This is a genomic window from Shewanella sp. VK101 (assembly GCF_056497865.1).
The window spans coordinates 3,340,847-3,361,572 of the sequence record NZ_CM151402.1 but is presented as its reverse complement, the minus strand read 5'-3'; the positions used below and the strand labels follow the sequence as shown (position 1 = coordinate 3,361,572).

Genomic DNA, 20,726 nt, shown 5'->3' with positions numbered 1-20,726 from the left:
AATCCATGGCGCTCAACTTCCTCTTATTGATTTTTTTCACTGCCCGTCAGTGGCTTATCGCGTCTATCTCCCACTACTCTAGCAGGATTTCCCGCCATTATGGCAAACGCGGGTACCGACTTTGTGACAATGGCGCCCATGGCAATGACGGCGCAGTCGCCTATGGTAACACCATCGACGATACCGGCCTGGGCGCCAATCCAGACATCCTCACCAATCACAATCCCCTTGGATTGGCTGCTCTGACGATAGATGGGCATATCCGGCGCCATACCATGATTGAAGGCGTAGATGGTGACATTGTTGGCAATACGGGTCTTGTCACCTATCACTATGCCGCGACTGCCGCCATCCAGCGAGCAGCCGTGGTTGATACTGACCTCCCGGCCTATCTGTATCGGCCCATGCAGAAAGCAGTTGGCGGCTATCATGGACTCATCGCCCAGGGTTATCGGCCTGCCGGGTTCGGCAAACAGCTCTGCCTCGGGGGCGATAAAGCAGTTTTGCCCTATGCTGATGGTTTCAAGGGCTTGGAGCCTGGCCTGAATCGCCTGTTGCCAGGGAAGGGCCCACTCGAGATGTTTGGGTTTGAGGCGATACCAGAGCCAGGGCATCCAGGAGAGGCGCCTCTTGTGTTGCGTCTGATAGTCATCAGCTGAGGGGGTAAAATCACTCATGCACCGGCGCCGGACGCTTTGGCACAAAAGGGCTGTATGGTTTCGACCTCAATGCCTTGCTCTTGGGCATGCCAGAAGATATCCAGATCATACAGAGCTACTTGATAGCGTTTGGGGTCCGGCTTGCCTTTCTTGTAGGCGGGTCTCGGATCCTGGGCCAGCACCGCCTGAATGAGCTTATCCAGCCCGGGATAGCGTTTCTCGAGTCGGATCAGTTGTTCTACTGCGAGATGGCTGAAGCTGACCTCAACCTGCTCGGGAGCTTGCTGCGCTATGCCGCCTATCGCCTCGGGTATCGCATCCGAGAAGGGGATGTAGGGCTTGATGTCGATTATCGGAGTGCCATCGAGCAGGTCCATGCCGGAGATCTCCAGGGCCACCTTGCCTTTGCCTTGGTGGATCTGATGCAGCTTCACCACAGATTGGCCAATGCCATTGGGTCTGAAGGTGGAGCGGGTGGCAAACACCCCGAGCTTTTCATTGCCGCCGAGCCGGGGAGGGCGCACCGTGGTTTTCCAGCCCTGGGCCAGATTTTCATGAAAGCAGAACAGTAACCAGAGGTGGGAATACTGCTCCAGCCCACGCACCGCATCAATATGATTGTAGGGCGCTGTCAGTTCGACAAAACCGCGAATAAAATCCACCAAGCCCGGCTGACGAGGAATACCAAACTTCTGTTTATATGGTGTCCGGCAATAGGCAACCGCTTCTATCTGAGTCGAAAACCCCATAACGTCAGGCTTACTCCTTCGGGGTTGCCAGGCGAATAGCCTGGCCGACACACATGGCGCTGGTGTAGCAACCGGCTGCGGCTTCCTGGGTTTCGACACAGTTTTTAATGATAAGACCATTGGCCTTCATGTCGGCGGCCGCCCGGCGCGCCTCAGTGCGGGCATCGGCCATGGAAGCCGGTACACCATCGAGCTCAGACTGACAGGCATTGCCTTCAACCAATCCCAGCACTTCATATTGGCCTGTTGGCCGGCTGCCATCGAACAGCTGTACTTCCGAGGGTTTGAAATACTCCTGGATAGCCTGGCTGTCCAGGTTGGAATTGAAGCTGTATTCCCCGGCGCAGCCGCCAAGCAGCAGTACCAGAGTGGAGAGGAAAATCGGTTTCATGGCCTGGCCTTATAGTTATTCGTCCATGCTCCCGGCCATCCCGGGAGCTGTATGGGAAATTCTATCGCTTCAAATACTTTTGATAAAGCTGCCGATGACGATTGTTGAGATCCACCTGTCTGCCGTTGATAAACATCAGCTCTATCCGGCTGCTCATGGGGTCGAGAATATCGCCGCTGCTGACCACAATATTGGCCTGAAACCCGGGCGCTACCGCCCCCAGGTTGTCTACCCCCAGTATCTTGGCGGCATCTTGTGTAATGGCCTTGAGCGCCTGCTCTTTACTGAGCCCCCAAGCCACGGTTTGGCCCGCGGCCAGCGGCAGGTTACGGCTGTCCCAATCGGAGCTGAAGCCGAGGGCGAAGGGAATACCAGCGCGCTTGAGCAATGCCGGTACTCTAAATGCCTGACCTATGGGCTCATCTTCTCGTAGCGGCAAGTCAAGCGTATGGGTATAGATGACACTTGCCTCTATTTCATTGAGCGCTGCGCCCAGGCGCCAGGCATCATAGCCACCGACCAGGGTTAACTTGAATCCATACTGACGGGCCAGGGCAATGGCAGCCTCTATCTGCTGCTGCCTGTCGGCATGAACAAATAGCCGCGCCTCCTGGCGATACAGAGGCAAGAGCGCTTGCCAGCGGCTGTCTTCAAGCGCGCCTTCACTGCCTTGCTGACTCAAGGCGTAGCGTTTACCCGCTTCAAAGTGTTTGTGTATCTGTGACAGAGCGCCGTGATAGGCCTTTTGTGCCTGCTTATTTGCCTCGCTGGTACCTTGTTTTTGCGGCGCAGTTGGCCAATAGAGGTGGAACTGTGGTTTGGATGGAACCTGGGCATCTTCTATGGTCCAGGCATCCAGTGAGACCAGCGCCGATTGCCCGGCAATGCCTGTGCCTCTTGGCACTATTTGCGCGTGGGTGATACCGTTGGCCCGCACACTGGGCAGCAATTCCGAATCCGGGTTGAAGGCGCTGGCGGCTTCAAGCTGCGGATTGGCACTGCCGACATCGCGGCTGTCGACTGTTGGTCTGGCCATGGCTATCTCTACCAAGCCCAGGGTGGTATCCAGTGCTATGAGGCCGGGATAAAGGTGTTTGCCACTGAGATCAAATTCCCGGGCATTTTCAGCCGTTAATCCTGGGCCTACGGCGCTGATAACACCTTGCTCGAGCAGCACATCGGTATTTTCGAGTGTGCCTTGGCTGACGGTGTGAACCGTGGCGTTTTTCAATAATATGGCTTGCTGCTGGCGCTCGGCCGGGATCAGGTTATGGGCCTTTGCCGGTGCGAACATCAATAGCAAACCACCCAGCAGCAGATGTGCCAGCATAGATGCCATGCGTGGCAATAGAGGAAACTTGGTCACAGGCGGCTCTCCTTATTCTGGCCCCAGGCGTTGAATTGGGTATCGCATTGCCACAAGGGCTCTATGATTTCTGACGTCGTTTCGCCTTGAAGCCGCGCCGGATCACTGCCAAGAATTTTCTGGATCAGCGCCTGGCGCTCGCTGGCGATAGCCTGGGTCATTTGCTTATCCTCAGCGCGGTCGAAGTAGCGTTTGCCGCCAATCCACACTGCCTGGCTCTTGGCATAAACCGATAGGGGGTTGGCATCCCAGAGCACCAAATCTGCCTGTTTTCCCTCTTCAATTGAACCTGTTATGGCGTCTATTCCGAGCTGTTTGGCGGGGTTGATGGTTACCATCTTCCAGGCATCTTCCTGGGACATGTCGCAGTATTTCACCGACTTGGCGGCTTCCTGATTCAGGCGCCGCTGCATCTCAAAGTCATCTGAGTTAATCGAGGTGAGCACGCCGGCATTCATCATCAAACAGGCGTTTTGCGGAATGGCATCATAGACCTCAAATTTATAGGCCCACCAGTCGGCAAAGGTGGAAGCACCGGCACCATGAGCCGCCAACTCGGGGGCCAGCTTGTAGCCTTCCAGTACATGGGTGAAGGCGGTGACCTTGAAATCGTAGGCCTCGGCGAGGCGCAAGAACATCAGGATTTCAGACTGGACATAGGAGTGAATATGCACATCGCGCTCGCCATTCAGCACTTGGGCAATCGCCTGTAAACGATAATCGGGGCGAGGGGAGAGCTGCTTACGTTTCTCCCGTGAGCGCAGCTCGGCATATTGGGCCTGGGCGTCTTTATAGTCTCTGGCGGCATTGAAAGCATCACTCATCAGGGCCTTCACTCCCATGCGGCTTTGCGGGAATCTGCGGGTATAACGCTCGCCCCAGTTGCTCTGTTTGACGTTTTCCCCCAAAGCAAACTTAATCCCCTGATGGGCCCGGGTGAACTTGAGTCCCTCGGCCGACTCTCCCCAGCGCAGTTGAATAACCTGCGACTGGCCACCTATAGGGTTGGCACTGCCATGCAGCAGATTGGCGGTAGTGACGCCACCGGCCAAGGAGCGATAGATGGCAATATCATCCGGGTTAAGCACATCGGCTATTTGTACTTCTGAGGTGATGGCATCGGACATCTCATTGAGGCCGCCGTTCACGGCAATGTGGGAATGCTCATCTATGATCCCGGCAGTCAGGTGCATGTCTGCTCCCTCTATGACCTGATAACCTGCCGGAGTGCTGAGATCTGTGCCAATCTTTTCAATCTTGCCGTTGGCCATAAGCAGGTCGCTGTTGCCAATAATGCCTGCCTCACTTGAAGTCCAGAGGGTGACATTGCGGATATGCAGTTTTTCCGTACCTGGCAGCTCACTGCGGCCATAGGCTTGCAGTGGACTCGTCAAACGACTGAGATACTCGGGTTCAGTCTTTGGCCCGGTCTTTGACACAGTTTTGGGGCTTGTTGCCTGAGTATTTGTCCGCGTATCCTCTTCTGTCTCTTGCATTAAAAGCGCTTGTGGCAATCTTGAGCCGGCCAGTTGAGTCACGGTGCCATCGGCACTCAAGAGTCTTCCTCTCAATCCTTCATCATCTTGCCATAGAGTCAATCTACTGATGCCATTTATGCCGGCACCCTGCAAATTGACGCTGAAACTCAGGCGTTTGCTGTCGGCTTTCAGGTGAGCAAGCGCTATCTGTTGATCGCCACTGCTGAGGTTGCCCCTGAGTTTTCGGGGCGTTTGCTGGGTCAGTTGCAGCTCAAGATCCAATTCCAGTTCAGCCAAATGCAGGCGATAACTGCCTTGCCACTGGAATTCCGGAGCCAGCTGTTTTTGCTCTTCGCCCTGCAACCATACGCTGACTATTTCGCCGTCCTGAAACAGATTGCCTTTGGCTATCACCAGATCGGCCATATAGCCGGGCGCCAGTTTACCGACCAAATTATCTATGCCGGCGGCCGCAGCGGCTTCTGTGGTCAGCGCTGCCAATGCGGTTTCTTCGTCGAGACCGGCTTGCAGCGCCATTCTCAACCTGGGCCAAAAGGCTTTACCGTCCATGCCGTATTGGGTGAAGGAGAAGGGGATATTGTTGGCGGCCATCACAGCAGGATTGCTCGGTGCCCGCTCCCAGTGTCTCAAGGTTCTGAGTGGTACTTCCCTGGCATTGTCTTCATCACTGACCTGAGGGGCAGCGGGGAAGTTCAACGGCAATATCAACACGGGTCGATATTCTTGCAGTTCTCTCACTCTTGCATATTCCTGGCCATTTCCCAGTAAGATTGGCTGGATATCTTCTTGGCTCAAGAGTTTGGCTGCACGCAACTGGTTATTGAGGTTTCGGGTGTCAAATATCGCACCACGATTTTTTATATCGTGCAAGCGCTCAAGGGCGATATTAAATTCCGGTGACAATAAATCCTCGCGGCCGGCTGCTTTCATTTTATTCTGGTTATACCAGTTGGCATCACTGAGAGTCTGTCTTATTAACGCTATGCTTCCCATCAGGGAGTTGGGGTAGTCCTGTGGTGAATTGCCTTTATCAAAAGCCATAAAATGTCGACTTTGGGGATTATATATCAGTTGATTGCTATTCTTGTCCGCCAAAGACAGTGAAACACCAATTCCCCTGAATATTCCGTTAAGATGAGCACTCTGAACGCTGGTAAAGCCATTGCTTATCCAATTTGACGCGGCTTCTTTATCTGCCAATACATAGGAAAACCATTCTTTCTCTGCGTGAATAGCCCCATTTGCAGCCACAGCCCCTTTGGGGTTTATCCGATAGACAGGGCCTTCAATAGTTGCCGGCGATTCTGAATACTCCAAGCCATATTCGGCAAAGGGATCGATAAACCCCGGATAGATGGTGTAACCATTGAGATCTATCTTATAAGCATTTTGTGGAATTTCATTATTGGAAATAACTTGCTTTATCCGGTTATTTTCAATAAGCAGGGTAGCGTTATCCAATTGCTTACCCGGGGAGAGCATGAGTTTGGCGTGGGTTAAGGCGGTCAATCTCGGAGTATTGTCTGTCAGTTGCGTTTCATCGGCGTAGGCGCTGCAGGCCACAAGGCTGATAAACAGCAGTTTTGCGGCGGGGAAAGAGGGTTTCATCTGTTGTGGCTACCTTGTCATTATTCTTTTGGGGAAAAGTCACAGCTATCAGTAAAAAGATATGAACATCAGTATATATTCACTACTTTTTTACCAAAGAGTTACAGATATCCATAATACAAAAAGGTATCTGAGGCCGACGGGATACATGGCTGTGCTGATGTCCATAAAAGTTAACCCAGTCAAAATGTAAATGCCAAGGCGTAATTGTAAGGCTTTTTAACAGATGCCAGACGTCTATCAGACATAAAAAAGCCCCGACACTGTCGAGGCTTAAGTAAATAGATGCCTGATTAGATCAGGAAATCATCCATTGAACGACCTTTGTCTACTTCGTTCTTGAATACAGTTGGCATACGGCCTTGACCGGTCCAAGTAATAGTTTCACCATCTACAACGATTTTGTATTTTGGTGGGCGAGGAGCACGCTTCTTGGGAGCAGCCTTGGCGGCAGCAACATTACCCAGATCTTCAACAGACAGGCCAACGGCTTCCATCTGCTTACGGATATCTTCTATTTTAGAAAGACGTTCAGCTTGTGCCTTTTCTTCTTCCTTGGCTTCCTCTTCACGATCAATAATGATCTTATCCAATTTGGCAGCCAGATCGCGCAGATCTGCAACGCTCAACTCTTTTACTGCGGCCTTAAAACGACGACCGTGAGTCAATATATCAAGAAAATCGCTCATAAGTATTTTGGTCCCACGCTAATTTATAAATTGGGTTATGGTGAACATCGCTATAAATAATAGAAACTATAAGAGTCTGGATCAAATATTTTTACGCCAATTGACATTAATTTCTTTATTTAACTCAATTCTATGACCATGAAAGTTGCCAAGTGTTCAAAAAACTGGCCTTAAAGTGTGACAGAAGTGACAAACGAGCGTTTAAGTTGCTGTTGACGTTAACGTCAACAGCACGTAAAGTTGAGCCATCCTGTACTGATGGCCCTGGTATCATCGGTACGCAACCCACATTAGATACAAGGTGTAGGAAGGAAACCCTATGAAAGTATTGGTGCCAGTAAAACGTGTGGTCGATGCCAATGTGAAGGTCAGGGTCAAGGCCGACAACACAGGCGTTGAAACAGCCAACCTGAAAATGGCGTTGAATCCATTTTGTGAGATTGCGGTAGAAGAAGCCGTGCGTCTGAAAGAAGCCGGCAGTGCTTCTGAAGTTGTCGTTGTCAGCATAGGTCCCAAGGCGGCACAGGAGCAGCTGCGTACCGCACTTGCTCTGGGTGCCGACCGTGCCATTCACATCGAAACCGATGAAGAGCTGGTGCCCCTTTCTATTGCCAAACTGCTCAAGGCGGTGCAGGACAAGGAACAGGCGCAACTTATTCTGCTCGGTAAGCAGTCCATCGACGGCGATAACAATCAGACAGGACAGATGCTGGCGGCGCTCGCCGGTATGCCTCAGGCAACCTTTGCATCTGAAGTGAAGCTGGAAGGCGAAACTCTGCTGGTCACCCGGGAAGTGGATGGCGGCTTACAGACTCTGTCCATGCCTCTGCCTGCCGTGGTCACCGCAGATCTGCGTCTGAATGAGCCTCGCTATGCTTCTTTGCCCAATATCATGAAAGCCAAGCGCAAGCCGCTGGAGACCATGAGCATTGATGACCTGGGAGTGGCGCTCAAGCAGCACGTACAGGTGTTGGAGGTAGCTGCACCGGCCAGCCGTCAGGCGGGTGTGATGGTGGCTTCCGTTGAGGAGCTGGTGGACAAGTTGAAAAACGAAGCGAAGGTGATCTAAATGGCCGTATTAGTAATAGCAGAACACGATAATGCCAGCCTGAAACAGGACACAGCCAAAGTTGTCGCCGCAGCCAAAGCCATAGGGGGAGATATTCACCTCTTGGTTGCCGGTCAGGATTGTAAGGCCGCCGCCGATGCTGCCGCCAAGCTTGAAGGCGTCAGTAAAGTACTGCTGGCCGATAACCCTGCCTATGGTGCTCATCTTGCCGACAATATTGGTGAACTCATCTTGTCTCTGAGTGGTGACTACAGCCACATTCTGGCTGCAGCTTCAAGCCAGGGTAAGGACATACTGCCACGAGTGGCGGCTTTGCTGGATGTGGCTCAACTTTCTGAGATCACCAAGGTGATTGACGCCGATACTTTTGTCCGTCCCGTTTATGCCGGTAACGCCATGGCAACCGTTAAGAGTCTGGACGATAAGAAAGTGGCTACAGTGCGTGCCAGCGCCTTCGACGCCGTTGCCGAGACAGGCTCAGCTGAAATCAATCAGCTCGATAGTGTCTTTGACGCCAAGAGCAGCTTTGTATCCCAGAGCCTGACCGAGTCGGCTCGTCCGGAGCTTGGCAGCGCCAGAGTCATTGTTTCCGGTGGTCGCGGTATGGGTAGTGGCGAAAACTTTGCCATGCTGGAAGCCTTGGCCGATAAGCTGGGCGCCGCCGTAGGTGCATCGCGGGCAGCAGTGGATGCCGGCTTTGTTCCCAACGACCTGCAGGTTGGCCAGACGGGTAAAATCGTGGCGCCAGAGCTTTATATCGCTGTGGGTATCTCCGGGGCGATTCAACATCTGGCCGGTATGAAGGATTCAAAAGTCATTGTGGCCATCAACAAAGATCCTGAAGCGCCTATCTTCCAGGTTGCCGATTATGGCTTGGAAGCTGACCTGTTTGATGTTGTGCCTAAATTGAACGAGTTGATTTAATCTGTGATCTAGGTCACGATAGGCGGCTTTGGGGTAGCATCCTCAAAGCCGCCTATGTTTTTATGTGCCTCACGCCTGACATCAGGCGTCCTGAGAAGTAGAGGCGCACTAAATATCAGTAGCGGTAAGCAGGGTGATTCCGTTTATGTATCGCGAAAGGATTTGGTGCCGAAGTGGTTGCGACTTATCAAGGTCCACCGCTGGGGCTGTTACCAAATAGGGGCAGCACTGCCATAGTATATTCTGTCGGGATGACAGATTGACGTTACTATGGAGCGCTACTGAAAGGACAGGTGCTACTCGGTATGCCATTGCCTTTTCCCACCAGTTCAGTTGCCCTCCATTCGTATTTAACGAAGAACAAGACTCAATGACACTAACAAGTTATGCCGATTCGGCACTCTCTTTGTTGCCGCCGGTTGTGGCAATTTTATTGGCGATCCTCACCCGTCGGGTGTTGTTATCGCTGGGGCTAGGGATATTGATTGGAGCCTTGTTGCTCAATCAATGGTCGGTATTGGACACCGGGGTTTATCTGGGGCAAAGGGTGCTTTCCCTGGTATGGGACGATGGTGCTTTCAATGCCTGGAACCTGTATATTCTGGGGTTCCTGGTGCTGCTGGGGATGATCACTGCGCTGATCACCGTCAGTGGCTCGGCCAGAGCCTTTGCCAACTGGGCCAGACAGCATATCCGTAATCGCCGTGATGCCAAGCTGCTGACCATGTTTCTCGGCTGTGCGGTGTTTATCGATGACTACTTCAACAGCCTGGTGGTGGGCAGTATCGCTAGGCCTCTGACCGACAGATATTATATCTCCCGCTCCAAACTGGCGTATCTTTTGGATTCTACCGCCGCGCCCGTGTGCGTTATCTCGCCGGTATCCAGTTGGGGCGCCTATATTATCGCCCTTATCGGCGGCATTCTCACCGCCCACGGTTTTACTGAAGTAGGACATCTGAGCGCTTTCGTGCAGATGATCCCGATGAACTTCTATGCCCTGTTTGCCCTGGCGCTCTTGCTGTGCGTCACCTTTATGGAGCTGGATATTGGCGCCATGCGCAAACACGAGCTCAACGCCCGCAAGGGCAATCTCTATGATGAGTCCAAGGGGTTGCCCCCCGGTGCCAATGCCGATCTGCCCGAGGCGGAAACCGGCCAGGTGCACGGCCTGTTCCTGCCCATAGGTGTCTTGGTGGTGGCAACCTTCTATTTTATGGTTTCCAGTGGTGCCGATGCCCTGGCGGCAGAAAGCCTGCCTTTCAGTATCATAGGTGCCTTCGAGAAAACCGATGTGGGCTCATCTCTGTTCTTTGGTGCTTCCATCGGTCTGGTGGTGACGCTGCTGCTGGCCTTTATCCAGAAGATTGAAGCCAAGATGATCCTCAAGGCACTCACCTCGGGTGCCCGTTCCATGTTGCCGGCCATCTATATTCTGATGTTTGCCTGGACCATAGCCGGGATCATAGGCTCACTGGAAACCGGCAAGTTTATGGCCAGCCTCGCCAGTGGCAATATTCCCTTTGCCTTGTTGCCGGCCGTGCTATTTATTTTGGCTGGGCTTACCGCCTTTTCTACCGGCACCAGCTGGGGCACCTTTGGTATCATGTTGCCGATTGCCGCCGATATGGCCATGGGCAGCCACAGTGGCATGATGTTGCCTATGCTGGCCGCCGTGCTTTCCGGGGCTGTGTTTGGCGATCACTGCTCGCCGATATCGGACACCACGATTCTGTCATCCACAGGTGCCAGCTGCCATCATATCGACCATGTGTTGACTCAGTTGCCCTATGCGGTCTTGGTCGCAGTTATTTCCCTCGGTGGCTATATAGTACTCGGCTTTACCGAGTCGGTATGGCTTGGGCTTGCCAGCAGTTGTGTGCTGTTCATGCTGGGGCTGGTGTGGCTCAAGTGGCAGCAGCCCAAAAACAGTGCTGCCTAACCGGCCAATTAAAAAACGCTGCCTTGGCAGCGTTTTTTGTTACCTATATTTCAGGGCCATTGGAGTTGGAGGCGTACTCTCGTCTTGGATATTCAGGCTAAATATCTATTGATTCAAACCGGCCTTGCCAATTATTTTTGTGACAGCTCTATTGAGTTTTCCGTGATGACGCGAGCCGATGCCGAGCGGGCAAACAGAGTCAAACTCGTCGCTATGGCCAGAACAATAACCGTTGGGACAATCCAAGCTGCATAGCAAGCGTATAAGGGTAGATACTGGTTCAAAATTGCATCCAGGCTGGCAGGCATACTGCCGAGAATATGCAAGGCGTCCAGAGCGCCAAAAATCAACGCTGCCGCTAAGGTTGCAAGTACGCCAGACATGGAGACAAGGCGCCGTAGCGGCGCAATCAACAACAAGGCAATCGCAATCGGATGCAGGGCTACCACGACGGGTTGGGTGATCTGTAAAAGTTGCTCCAGACCAATATTGGCAACCATCGCTCCAATTATCATGGTGACCAGCACACTGTTACGGTAAGACACTTTACTGAATGTGCGGCTATAAAACTCACTGCCGGCAGTCGTCACGCCGATTATCGTCGTCAGGCAAGCCAATATCATCACAGCCCCCAACAGCAAGGTACCTAAAATACCAAAATGTGTTGTGGTAAAGGTGGTCAGAATATCCCCGCCGTTACTGTATTCACCGACGCTGCTGGCGCCGATATAAGCCAGGGATATATATACCAGTGCCATAGCCACAGCGTACATCAAGGCGGCAATCAGGGTGTACCTGGTAATCGCCTTTGGCTGAGTGACACCCATACTTTTAATCGCGCGGAAGATAACCCATCCAAAACCGATAGAGCCCAAGGCGTCCATGGTCATATATCCTTGAGTCACACCTTCGGCAAATGCGCTGCTTACATAGGCGCCGGTCGCCTGGGAAATGCCTTGACTCGGAAACAACAGTGCGGCGATAGCCATTGCCAGTAGGATAGCCATTAGCGCCGGCGTCAACCACTTCCCCAGGTTGTCGACCAGTTTGCCCGGATACAGGGAAAACAGCACAGCGATAACGCAGAAGATAATTGAAAAAGGACCCAGTGCGTTGTCACCGAAAAACGGGCTAAAACCGAATTGGTAAGCGACTGTGATGGCGCGAGGAATGACAAATGCCGGGCCAATCACGATAAATACCATAATCCAGAACGTGGTAGCCAGAGGGCGGGGAAGTACTGAAGTCAGGTTATCGGAGCCCCCCACCAGGGCCACAATGACCAAAGCAAAGGCGGGTAAGCCCACACCGGCCAGTAGAAAGCCTGCCATGCCCTGAAACAGGTTTTCGCCTGCCTGATAACCCAAAAATGATGGGAAAATAAGGTTGCCGGCGCCCAAGTACATTGCAAAGGTCATAAAACCCAAAGCGGCGATATTGCGTGCACTTAACATAGTCTTCCTCAAGTATGTCAGCTTTGAAGTAACCAGCAAGTGAGCGTTTTGATGACTCTGCCAGCGACTCTCACTGACAGAAAATAAAAGATAATAGCCTGTCAGCCCCGGTTGAGTTCCAGAGAGAGCAGGAGGAGATTGGCGACGGTCACTTGTTGGCGACTAGGCTGCAAACAAATTGTGGAAGCGACCAATGACATACAAAATCCAGGTTGACAGAAAATACGGGAGGAGGCTCCTCCCTGCGTGGATCCCTTATAAACCTATCTCTTGGAACCTGGCAAGCCTTAAATAGTGGGTAGTGTGTATTTCAATATTTTCTCCACTCACAGGAACAAGTCACTAAAAATTCTTTAAAGAAACATTAACGATTCAGTCTCGCAGTGATGGAAATCGGGATCCCACCAGTACTTGGGGATAAATGCCTGCCACTCTCAATTAGGGAAGGTGCGAATAAGTCCTCGTGGCACTCTGGCTTACACAGCAATTGGCATTCAAGGCATCGGACTGAAGGCATGCCGGGGCCTGTCGAAGTCGGATAACGCAGAAAGCCGGCTGCTGTGAAAGCCCCGAAGGGCGTGGCTTACAGACCTGCCTGCTGTGTTGTGCTTCTTGCAAAGGACTTGGCCATTTGCTGCAAATCACGCCTTGCATTCAGGCCTGGAAGCCGACGCAGAGCACACATGGGACTTGTTTGCACCTTCCTTAGGTATCACGTGTCCATTTTCAAGGGGTTGCAAAATAGACCCGGCCCTGATTACGGGGAGAATGAGTGCCGGTGTTGGAAGTCGAATAGCTTGTCATAAAAAAACACCTGAGCCGGAAGACTCAGGTGTTTTTTATGCTTAAGTCCGAGGTGTAATCTCGCACCTCGGACTTAAACGGTTTTCAGCGCTCACTTATCAGAGCAGACCACGACGCTTGAGCAGGGCATCGGTTGTCGGCTCCTGGCCACGGAAGTTTTTGTAAGCTTCCATAGGGGGCACGCTGTTACCCACTTCGCGGATGGTCTTGCGATACTTCATGCCGATATCCCGCTTCAGGCCGCCTTGGGTCTGTACATAGGCAAAGGCATCGGCCGCGAGAATTTCGCTCCACATATAGGCGTAGTAGCTGGCACTGTAGCCACCCGGGAAGGCGTGGGCAAAGTAGGTCGACTTGTAACGTGGTGGCACGGCTTCAATGTTCAGGCCGTGCTTTTCAAGCGCCTTGGCTTCAAACTCGGCGACATTCTGCAGCGGTGCGTTTTTGTCCAGCGAATGCCATTCCATGTCGACCAATGCAGCAGCCATATACTCCAGGGTGTCGAAGCCCTGGTTGAAGCTGCGGGACTTCAGCAACTTGTCCAGCATCGCCTTGGGTAAAGGCTCGCCGGTTTGGTAGTGCTTGGCATAGTTGGCCAACACTTGTGGATGACCGGCCCAGTCCTCTTCGAAGGTGGATGGGAACTCGACAAAGTCACGGGATACCGCAGTACCGGACAGGCTGGGGTAGGTTACTTTGGAGAACATGCCATGCGTGCCGTGGCCCAACTCGTGGAACATGGTGGTTACTTCGTCATAGCTGACGAAGGTGGCTTCGCCTTCCGGTGCCTTCTTGATGTTCATCACATTGACCACCACAGGCTTTTCACCCTTGAGCAGGTTCTGGTTGACGAAAGAGCTCATCCAGGCACCGCCGCGCTTGCCTTCACGGGCGAAATAGTCGCCGTAGAAGATGGCCATGCTGCTGCCATCGGCATCGAACATTTCCCAGGCTTTGACGTCCGGGTGATAAACCGGCAGATCCGGCCGTGGCTTGAAGGTTACCCCATAGAGTTGGTTGAGGGTAAAGAAGACGCCGTCTTCCAACACTCGATTGAATTCGAAGTAAGGCTTGAGGCTGGCTTCATCCAGATCATATTTCTCCTGGCGCACCAGTTCGGCATAGAAGGCCCAGTCCCAAGGCTTGAGCTGGAACTTGCCACCAGTCTTGTCGATCATCGCCTGGATATCGGCGGCTTCTTTCTGGGTGTTGGCGACAACGGCCGGCACCATGGAGCCGAACATCTCATAGACGGCCTCGGGTGTCTTGGCCATCTGTGGGCTCAGGCGGTAACTGGCCCAGTTATCAAATCCCAGCAGGGCGGCGCGTTCGGCGCGCAGTTGCGCCAGGCGGGCCACCAGAGAGGCGGTTTCGTTTTCACCTTCAAGGCCGCGATAGGCCGAGGCTTCCCAAATCTGTTTTCTCAGCTCTCGGTTTTTCAGCTGAGCCAGCACAGGCTGGCGAGTGGTGTTGGTGATGCTGATCAGGTATTGACCATCGAGCCCAGCGGCCTTGGCATCGGCCGCGGCATTGCGAATGGCCGAGTCGGACAGACCTTCCAATTGAGCAACGTCAGTAACAGTTACGGCGATTTCTTTGTTCATCCGCATCAGTCGTTGCTGGAATTCGTTCACCAGCTTGGACTGCTCTTCGTTCAAGGCGCGGATCTGGGCTTTTTCGTTCTCGGTCAGCTTGGCGCCGGCGAGCACAAAGCGTTGGTGGTACACCTCAATAAGGCGCACTTCTTCGCTGCTCAGGCCCAATTGCTGCCGTTGAGAGTAGAGGCTGTCGATGCGGACAAACAGCTCCGGGTTGAGGTTGACGTTGTCTGAGTGGGCCGCCATCTTGGGCGCCATTTCACCCTGAATTTTACGCAGTTCAGGGTTGGAGTTGGAGCCGGTCAGATTATAGAAAACGCTTGAGGCGCGGCTTAGCAGTTCACCGGATTTTTCCAGGGCGACTATGGTGTTGGCAAAAGTGGGTTTCTCTGGGTTGTTGGCAATGGCCAACACTTCCTGGTAGTGCTCGGCAATACCGGCTTCGAGTGCAGGCTTGAAGTGTTCATCTTTGATCAGGCGAAAATCCGGGGCCTGATATTGCAAGGTGCTCTTGGCAAAAAGTGGATTGCTTTGAGTGGCTTCCGCACTTGCCAGATTTGTGTCCTGAGGATTGTGGGCGCTGCAGCCAGAAATAGCCAGTGTGGCGCCAACGGCCAGCGCCAGAAGAGATTTTCGCATTATTATGACTTCCATCTTTAGTTATGAGTTTTTTAGCGCAACTTAGCACTTGTTGCTTAAAAGTGGCTGAATTTAATGTTTATAGCCTACATAATCGCGACGTTTGCAGGCCAGCAGCTTATTGATAAAGAAGTGTAACAAATTGATTTTAATGGGTAGATTCAGCGAATGCTGAATCAATGCTCAAGTTTGGCTGCATGGGGCATGCATCCTGTATTTATGTGGTAAAAAGTGTAAAATTGCGGCCGGAATTTTTCTCAGGGGAGAGCCGTTTTGGCGCAACTTTATTTCTACTATTCGGCGATGAATGCCGGGAAATCCACCTCTTTACTGCAGTCATCCTATAACTATCGCGAGCGCGGCATGCATACCCTGGTGATGACCCCGGCGATAGATGACCGTTTTGGAGTGGGAAAGGTCGCTTCCAGGATCGGTATTGAATGTGATGCACGTATTTTTGCCCATGATGACAATCTGCTCGAGATGATCCGCGCCGAACATGAGCGTCAGCACCTGAATTGTGTGCTGTTTGATGAATCCCAGTTTCTCAGTAAAGAGCAGGTCAAACAGCTGGCCTATGTGGTCGACATCCTGGATATTCCTGTACTTTGTTACGGTTTGCGTACCGACTTCCAGGGCGAGCTGTTTGTTGGCAGTCAGTACCTGTTGGCCTGGGCCGACAAGCTGGTAGAACTGAAAACCATCTGTCACTGTGGTCGCAAGGCCAATATGGTGATCCGTCGTGATGGGGCGGGTAACCCGGTGCGCGAGGGTGAGCAGGTGGCGATAGGCGGCAATGAGAGTTATGAGTCTGTCTGTCGTAAGCACTACCGCGAATTGATTTGGGACTGATGCGAGGCATCGCGTTTGCAAGCCCAAAGTGACAAGTTCAATAGTAAAAGCCCAGGCGAACAGCCAAAGATATAAATAAAGAGATAAAGAAAGGAAGCTTATGTCGTCTATTTCCCCTGCTGGAAGCCGTATATCCAGAAAGCGGTTGCCGGGTTTGTTGCTGTTGTTGCTGGGCTCAGTTTTGCCATTGCAGGCCGTTGCAGATAAAGCCGTTCCCGCCTCAGAAATTAAAGTGATTCAAAAGCTTATTTTTGAAAGGAAGATGGCAGAGGCGGCGCCCAGACTGGATGCGGCCATAGAAAATTACCCGGACTCCGGGCGGCTGGCATTTTTGCTTGGGCAGCTTTATTACTTCAGCAATATCCCCAATTATCCCAAGGCGGTGGCGGCCTATGACAAGGCCGAGTCCGCGCTGTCCAAGGACTCTGAACTGTATTTTTTCCGCGCCGCGGCCAAGGCTCAGGTGCTGTCCGCTTATTCCCAACGCCTGCGTCCGGACTATAGCGGCGCACTGGCCGATTACCGCAAAGCCGAGGCTTTGGGATCGGAGCGTGATCTCAGGTTGGATATTGCCAGGACACTCTATGAAACCCGGGACTATCCGGCAGCGCTGGAGCAGATAAACCGCTATCTCAATAACAAGCCTCAGCTTTGGGCCGATGGCCAGATGCTCAAAGGCAATATCCTGGCACAAATGGGCCAGCATGAGGCGGCGCTCAAGAGTTATAAACGAGCCGCGAGACAGTATGACTATCTGGATAAGCTGCAGTTTTATCAGGCCGTCAGCTTGCGGGCGTTGGGACGATCCGATGAGGCTCTGGCGCAGCTCGATAAGGGATTAAAGCGTCAGGGCCGTGCGTATTTTCAGCTTGTCTATCTCAAAGCCATGCTGAGCTATGAGCAGAAACAATACCAAGAGGCCGCCCTGTTGTACCAGCAGCTGATTGAAAGGCGCCGCGGCTGGGCCTTACCCTTACTGGGCTATTACAACAGCTTAAGCCAGATGGGAGAGGGACCCATCAGCATCAGCCATATACTGGATCTGGCACTCGAGCTTGACCCTGAAGTGGTGATCCACTTTCATCAGCAGGACCTGTTGCGGCTGTAACGCCGGCGGCCAGTTACTCGGGAATATTCAACTGGCGCTGGGAAGATGCTTTGCGCTTATAAGCCAGATCCAGGCTGGCCAGCTCGCCATGAATGGCCAACAGCGCCTGGGCCAGTTGATAGATAAGCCAACTGTAACCGCTGAGTGCGAAACCTTGATGGGCCGATTCCGGCGAGTCGTCGCTCGGCTCAGATGGCAGTTGCTTAAGTAGCTGTTGCTGCAATTGATAGCCGAGTCCCAGGGGGAGTTTGGGGCAGTCGGGTGTGTTGCCGGCCACATAGTCCGCCAGATAGGCAAACTCTCGCTGCAGCCCGCTGGCCACCAGTTTGACTCTGGCATAGGCCTCATCTTCTTCGGCCTTCCAGCGGGTGAGCAGCAGTAGCTCCAAAAGCGTGATCACCCTTATCTGTTTGTTGGCCAGCTCGGTCAGAGTAGCAGCCTCTTTCTTCAAGGTTTGGCTTTCCCATTCCAGCGAAAACAGCAGTTTTTTCTGCGCCAGCACCGCCTTCATCGCTGTTTCCAGAGACTTACGGGCATTTTCCGGCTCTTCCTGGCCGGCATTGAGATGCTGCTCCAGCACTTGGGTCATGATTTTCAGTGAGCTTGCCAGCTGGGCCCGCCAGTCCTGTTTGGCCTTGATTGGCAGCACAAACAGGGATACCAGCACGGCAATCACGCAGCCGATGAGAATATTGGCGGTGCGCCATAAGGCTTCCGAGGTGTCGTGGTTGGCGTCACCTATCACTATGATCATGGTGAACCCAGCCACCAGGTAGGCATAGCTGTAGCGGCCGGCATTGATATAACAGACTATGCTGACCCCGAGGATCAGTAAGCCCATCAAGTCCCAATAGCCGCCCATGGTGATCACCAACAAGACCCCATAGGCCGAGCCCAAGCAGGTGCCTATGGCCCGCTGCAGCGATTTTTCGATAGCGCCGCCCACTTGTGGCAGGCCCATCATGATGATCACTATGGTGACCATGCTCCAGACAAAGTGAGGCAAAGACCAGATGGCGTTGATGGCGGCGGCAATAAACAGCGCCAAGGCCAGTTTTACCGTGTGTACGGCGCGGGAATGGCGATAGATGAAATCGGCGAAGGCGGAGGCTCTGGCAAACAGGGGCATGGCAGTGTCTCAAAAAGCGTATGGGTTGACCGTCAAGGGCAATTATGACAGAGATGAATCGCGATGGAGTCGGCGGTGGCCGCGAAAGGTGCAAACTGGGAGCCACAATTGCTTGACGGCAAAGCCTTTATGCGCTGGATCACAGCTTGTCCCCTGGTGGCATCATTCGAATGTGGTTTTTTGCCTGGGGCAGGTTTACAAGAGGAGGCCCGGGTTAAATCCAGCGTCTGACTCTCTGGCAATAGGTGCGGTAGGGTTCACCAAAGAGCTGCTGCATCGCCCGCTCTTCGGGAAGGATCTGAAAGCGCTGTAAATAGGCAATAAACAGGGCGACCAAGATCAGCAGCCAGAGTGAGTTGAGGAAAAATGTCTGCGCCAGCAGCAAGAACACAAATCCCAGATACATGGGATTGCGTGAGCAGCGATAAATCCCCGAGGTTACCAGCGTTGAACTTTGCTCCGGCACCCTGGGATCCGGTGTCGTCCCATGGCGTTTGAAACTGAGCACTCCCGCCAATGGGATAATCAGCCCGGCCGCCAACAGAGAAAAAGCAAGGCTCAGGCTGAGGGTGGAATGCAGGCCGGAAGAGGGCAGCCAATAGGACGTCAGTTGCAGCAAAAGAGCAAACAGCAACAAGAGAGCCAGGGGCGGCAGTTTCTTTTCCAGTCCAGACATGAATGATGCAGCTGTGAGTATCAGGTGCCGCTTAAGATGACACGGCCCAAGCTGTGAATACAAGCACTAAATACAAGTTGTTAACGCCTGGGGCTCTTGCCAGGGTGATAACACTGCATTCCTTGCTATGAAGCTATTTAGGCGCTGCGGTTTCCTTGCTTGAGCTGTTTCATAAACTGCATAAAGTGAGGCCGAAACTCATCGAAGAGTGGATTTTTACGTTGCTCCAGCATCACTTCACTGAAGAGTTTAAGGCCAACGGCAAAGGCGGCAGCCTGATCTTCATCGAAGTCCTGTCGCTGTTTGATTTTGTCCACTATGGCAAAGATATCGTCGTGATTGCCGACTTCGAATTTGAGCGCCTGTTGATAGCTTGATGGCATACCGTTTTGATCTTCGAGATGCTCGACACTGATACTGTATTTGTGTTGTTTCATTGAGGACTCCATTGACTAGAAGCCGCCGCGCGGCAGCGGCGTGGATATGAACCGGGACAGCATTGCAAAAGCGCTGCGAATAAACACTTTAACTGTCAGGGAGCTCTCAAGGATAAGGGATTTGCCTAAATTTACATGCCAGAGTGCCAGCAGCGGCCGGGCCGCGTGACATAGATTTCCCGGCAGCGGCTCTGAAACCGTTCAGGCAACAATGCTGGCAAGCATTGGCTTGGTGAGCCTGCCGGGATAGGTGCTGCCTATCTGTTTTTCATCGGGGTATCGTAGAGGCGCTTGGTGCAGGCAAAGTTGGGGCCTACGTCTTCCCGGGTGCCGTCTGAGCCGTGATCGTTATCCAGACGCCAACTGAACATGCCCCGCAAGCCATTGTGAATGGCGAACTCAGTCCACTGCTCAACTTGTTCGAGCGGAGTTTGTACCCGGGAGTTTTCACTGCAGACTCCACCCATCAATATCTCGGCTTTTAAACCGGCATCGAGCCAAACCGCAGCATCGCGGGCGGTATTGATGGAGGAGTAGTCCTGCATTTCCACCGCATCGACATTATCGTTAAAGGCCTGGATCGCTCCCTCTCCGTAGAGGTAACTCGGCCCTTCCCCGGGCCAGGGGACTGAAACGGCAATTCCGACACCGGCGGCACGAAACTCAGGCCCCAACTGAGTGACGAATTCGGCCACTTGCTTCATCGCCTCTCTTTCTTCGGCGTCTATGTTTATCCCTGTGTAGTGATTGTCCTTGAGCCAGGAGACAATATTGCGGGTCGAGAGATTGTTGTCACTCTTGTTACTGGCAACGCTTGCCTGTATGCCTTCACTGCCAATTCCGGCATAAAGCTCGATACCCGGCGCTTGAGAGAGCAGCTGATCTTTGATGGCATCGGCATATTTGCCACTCATTTCAATACAGTAACCACCAGAGTGAATTGCCGACAACTGGCCGAATGCCAGGCTGTAGCGACTGGCAAGGTGCAGTGGGACCAGGTTGTTGACCAGATTATTCAGGCCAACAGGATTCCAGGTATCGTACCAGGTAGCGATTTCAAAACCTTGGCTTATTTGTGAGTTCATAGGGTGTCCTCCATGACATGGCTGAAGTGGCGATAACCTTGGGCTTCC

The 20,726-nt window shown here is 52.8% G+C and carries 17 protein-coding genes and 1 riboswitch; of the genes, 5 read left to right on the top strand and 12 right to left on the bottom strand.

What is annotated here, in order from left to right:
- Positions 1-23: 23 nt before the first annotated feature.
- The 6 genes from ACSHSR_RS14955 to ACSHSR_RS14930 form a co-directional block, all read right to left on the bottom strand.
- Positions 24-677, bottom strand: a complete 654-nt coding sequence (locus tag ACSHSR_RS14955; RefSeq protein ID WP_071237880.1) for an acyltransferase — start codon at positions 675-677, stop codon at positions 24-26.
- Entirely contained in the window at positions 674-1,408 is a 735-nt protein-coding gene (gene tsaA, locus ACSHSR_RS14950; protein WP_115388968.1) for a tRNA (N6-threonylcarbamoyladenosine(37)-N6)-methyltransferase TrmO, read from the bottom strand. The genes ACSHSR_RS14955 and tsaA overlap by 4 nt, the downstream gene beginning before the upstream one ends.
- Before the next feature lie 10 nt (positions 1,409-1,418).
- On the bottom strand, positions 1,419-1,799 hold the full coding sequence (gene rcsF / locus ACSHSR_RS14945) for an Rcs stress response system protein RcsF (protein ID WP_028779067.1): 381 nt from the start codon (positions 1,797-1,799) through the stop codon (positions 1,419-1,421).
- Positions 1,800-1,860: 61 nt separating this feature from the next.
- Entirely contained in the window at positions 1,861-3,138 is a 1,278-nt protein-coding gene (locus ACSHSR_RS14940) for an amidohydrolase family protein (RefSeq protein WP_479631528.1), read from the bottom strand.
- Positions 3,139-3,161: 23 nt separating this feature from the next.
- Entirely contained in the window at positions 3,162-6,272 is a 3,111-nt protein-coding gene (locus ACSHSR_RS14935; protein WP_345877338.1) for an amidohydrolase family protein, read from the bottom strand.
- A gap of 293 nt (positions 6,273-6,565) precedes the next feature.
- On the bottom strand, positions 6,566-6,961 hold the full coding sequence (locus ACSHSR_RS14930; protein WP_025009415.1) for an H-NS histone family protein: 396 nt from the start codon (positions 6,959-6,961) through the stop codon (positions 6,566-6,568).
- Between the two features lie 319 nt (positions 6,962-7,280).
- Here ACSHSR_RS14930 and ACSHSR_RS14925 point away from each other — a divergent pair, with 319 nt between their 5' ends.
- The 3 genes from ACSHSR_RS14925 to ACSHSR_RS14915 all read left to right on the top strand — a co-directional run bounded on the left by ACSHSR_RS14925 (position 7,281) and on the right by ACSHSR_RS14915 (position 10,896).
- Entirely contained in the window at positions 7,281-8,030 is a 750-nt protein-coding gene (locus ACSHSR_RS14925) for an electron transfer flavoprotein subunit beta/FixA family protein (protein ID WP_028779070.1), read from the top strand.
- Positions 8,031-8,954, top strand: a complete 924-nt coding sequence (locus ACSHSR_RS14920; protein ID WP_025009413.1) for an electron transfer flavoprotein subunit alpha/FixB family protein — start codon at positions 8,031-8,033, stop codon at positions 8,952-8,954.
- Between the two features lie 90 nt (positions 8,955-9,044).
- A riboswitch (Lysine riboswitch) is annotated at positions 9,045-9,243 on the top strand.
- A gap of 81 nt (positions 9,244-9,324) precedes the next feature.
- Positions 9,325-10,896: a Na+/H+ antiporter NhaC family protein gene (locus tag ACSHSR_RS14915; protein WP_144167448.1), complete on the top strand. Its 1,572-nt coding sequence runs from the start codon at positions 9,325-9,327 to the stop codon at positions 10,894-10,896.
- A 131-nt stretch (positions 10,897-11,027) separates the two neighbouring features.
- Here ACSHSR_RS14915 and brnQ read toward each other — a convergent pair whose 3' ends face one another.
- Together brnQ and ACSHSR_RS14905 are read right to left on the bottom strand one after the other, a co-directional pair.
- Entirely contained in the window at positions 11,028-12,350 is a 1,323-nt protein-coding gene (brnQ, locus tag ACSHSR_RS14910) for a branched-chain amino acid transport system II carrier protein (RefSeq protein ID WP_479630882.1), read from the bottom strand.
- A gap of 902 nt (positions 12,351-13,252) precedes the next feature.
- Entirely contained in the window at positions 13,253-15,391 is a 2,139-nt protein-coding gene (locus ACSHSR_RS14905; protein WP_479630881.1) for a M3 family metallopeptidase, read from the bottom strand.
- A gap of 273 nt (positions 15,392-15,664) precedes the next feature.
- On the opposite strand from ACSHSR_RS14905, the gene ACSHSR_RS14900 reads away from it, so the two are divergent.
- Positions 15,665-16,243, top strand: a complete 579-nt coding sequence (locus tag ACSHSR_RS14900; RefSeq protein WP_025009412.1) for a thymidine kinase — start codon at positions 15,665-15,667, stop codon at positions 16,241-16,243.
- 262 nt (positions 16,244-16,505) lie between these two features.
- Entirely contained in the window at positions 16,506-17,351 is an 846-nt protein-coding gene (locus tag ACSHSR_RS14895; RefSeq protein ID WP_475628463.1) for a tetratricopeptide repeat protein, read from the top strand.
- Between the two features lie 13 nt (positions 17,352-17,364).
- On the opposite strand, the gene ACSHSR_RS14890 is transcribed toward ACSHSR_RS14895, so the two are convergent.
- The 4 genes from ACSHSR_RS14890 to ACSHSR_RS14875 all read right to left on the bottom strand — a co-directional run bounded on the left by ACSHSR_RS14890 (position 17,365) and on the right by ACSHSR_RS14875 (position 20,678).
- A complete protein-coding gene (locus ACSHSR_RS14890; protein ID WP_123115974.1) occupies positions 17,365-18,480 on the bottom strand; it encodes an FUSC family protein in 1,116 nt (371 codons plus the stop codon).
- 214 nt (positions 18,481-18,694) lie between these two features.
- Entirely contained in the window at positions 18,695-19,156 is a 462-nt protein-coding gene (locus ACSHSR_RS14885; protein WP_117200463.1) for a methyltransferase family protein, read from the bottom strand.
- Positions 19,157-19,293: 137 nt separating this feature from the next.
- Positions 19,294-19,593: a DUF3861 domain-containing protein gene (locus ACSHSR_RS14880; protein WP_025009408.1), complete on the bottom strand. Its 300-nt coding sequence runs from the start codon at positions 19,591-19,593 to the stop codon at positions 19,294-19,296.
- Positions 19,594-19,850: 257 nt separating this feature from the next.
- A complete protein-coding gene (locus ACSHSR_RS14875) occupies positions 19,851-20,678 on the bottom strand; it encodes a glycoside hydrolase family 18 protein (RefSeq protein WP_479630880.1) in 828 nt (275 codons plus the stop codon).
- Positions 20,679-20,726 lie beyond the last annotated feature (48 nt).

Coding starts and splice junctions, on each gene's coding strand:
- ACSHSR_RS14955 (WP_071237880.1), bottom strand. CDS start 677: ATGAGTGATTTTACCCCCTCAGCTGATGACTATCAGACGCAACACAAG.
- tsaA (WP_115388968.1), bottom strand. CDS start 1,408: ATGGGGTTTTCGACTCAGATAGAAGCGGTTGCCTATTGCCGGACACCA.
- rcsF (WP_028779067.1), bottom strand. CDS start 1,799: ATGAAACCGATTTTCCTCTCCACTCTGGTACTGCTGCTTGGCGGCTGC.
- ACSHSR_RS14940 (WP_479631528.1), bottom strand. CDS start 3,138: ATGGCATCTATGCTGGCACATCTGCTGCTGGGTGGTTTGCTATTGATG.
- ACSHSR_RS14935 (WP_345877338.1), bottom strand. CDS start 6,272: ATGAAACCCTCTTTCCCCGCCGCAAAACTGCTGTTTATCAGCCTTGTG.
- ACSHSR_RS14930 (WP_025009415.1), bottom strand. CDS start 6,961: ATGAGCGATTTTCTTGATATATTGACTCACGGTCGTCGTTTTAAGGCC.
- ACSHSR_RS14925 (WP_028779070.1), top strand. CDS start 7,281: ATGAAAGTATTGGTGCCAGTAAAACGTGTGGTCGATGCCAATGTGAAG.
- ACSHSR_RS14920 (WP_025009413.1), top strand. CDS start 8,031: ATGGCCGTATTAGTAATAGCAGAACACGATAATGCCAGCCTGAAACAG.
- ACSHSR_RS14915 (WP_144167448.1), top strand. CDS start 9,325: ATGACACTAACAAGTTATGCCGATTCGGCACTCTCTTTGTTGCCGCCG.
- brnQ (WP_479630882.1), bottom strand. CDS start 12,350: ATGTTAAGTGCACGCAATATCGCCGCTTTGGGTTTTATGACCTTTGCA.
- ACSHSR_RS14905 (WP_479630881.1), bottom strand. CDS start 15,391: ATGCGAAAATCTCTTCTGGCGCTGGCCGTTGGCGCCACACTGGCTATT.
- ACSHSR_RS14895 (WP_475628463.1), top strand. CDS start 16,506: ATGGCAGAGGCGGCGCCCAGACTGGATGCGGCCATAGAAAATTACCCG.
- ACSHSR_RS14890 (WP_123115974.1), bottom strand. CDS start 18,480: ATGCCCCTGTTTGCCAGAGCCTCCGCCTTCGCCGATTTCATCTATCGC.
- ACSHSR_RS14885 (WP_117200463.1), bottom strand. CDS start 19,156: ATGTCTGGACTGGAAAAGAAACTGCCGCCCCTGGCTCTCTTGTTGCTG.
- ACSHSR_RS14880 (WP_025009408.1), bottom strand. CDS start 19,593: ATGAAACAACACAAATACAGTATCAGTGTCGAGCATCTCGAAGATCAA.
- ACSHSR_RS14875 (WP_479630880.1), bottom strand. CDS start 20,678: ATGAACTCACAAATAAGCCAAGGTTTTGAAATCGCTACCTGGTACGAT.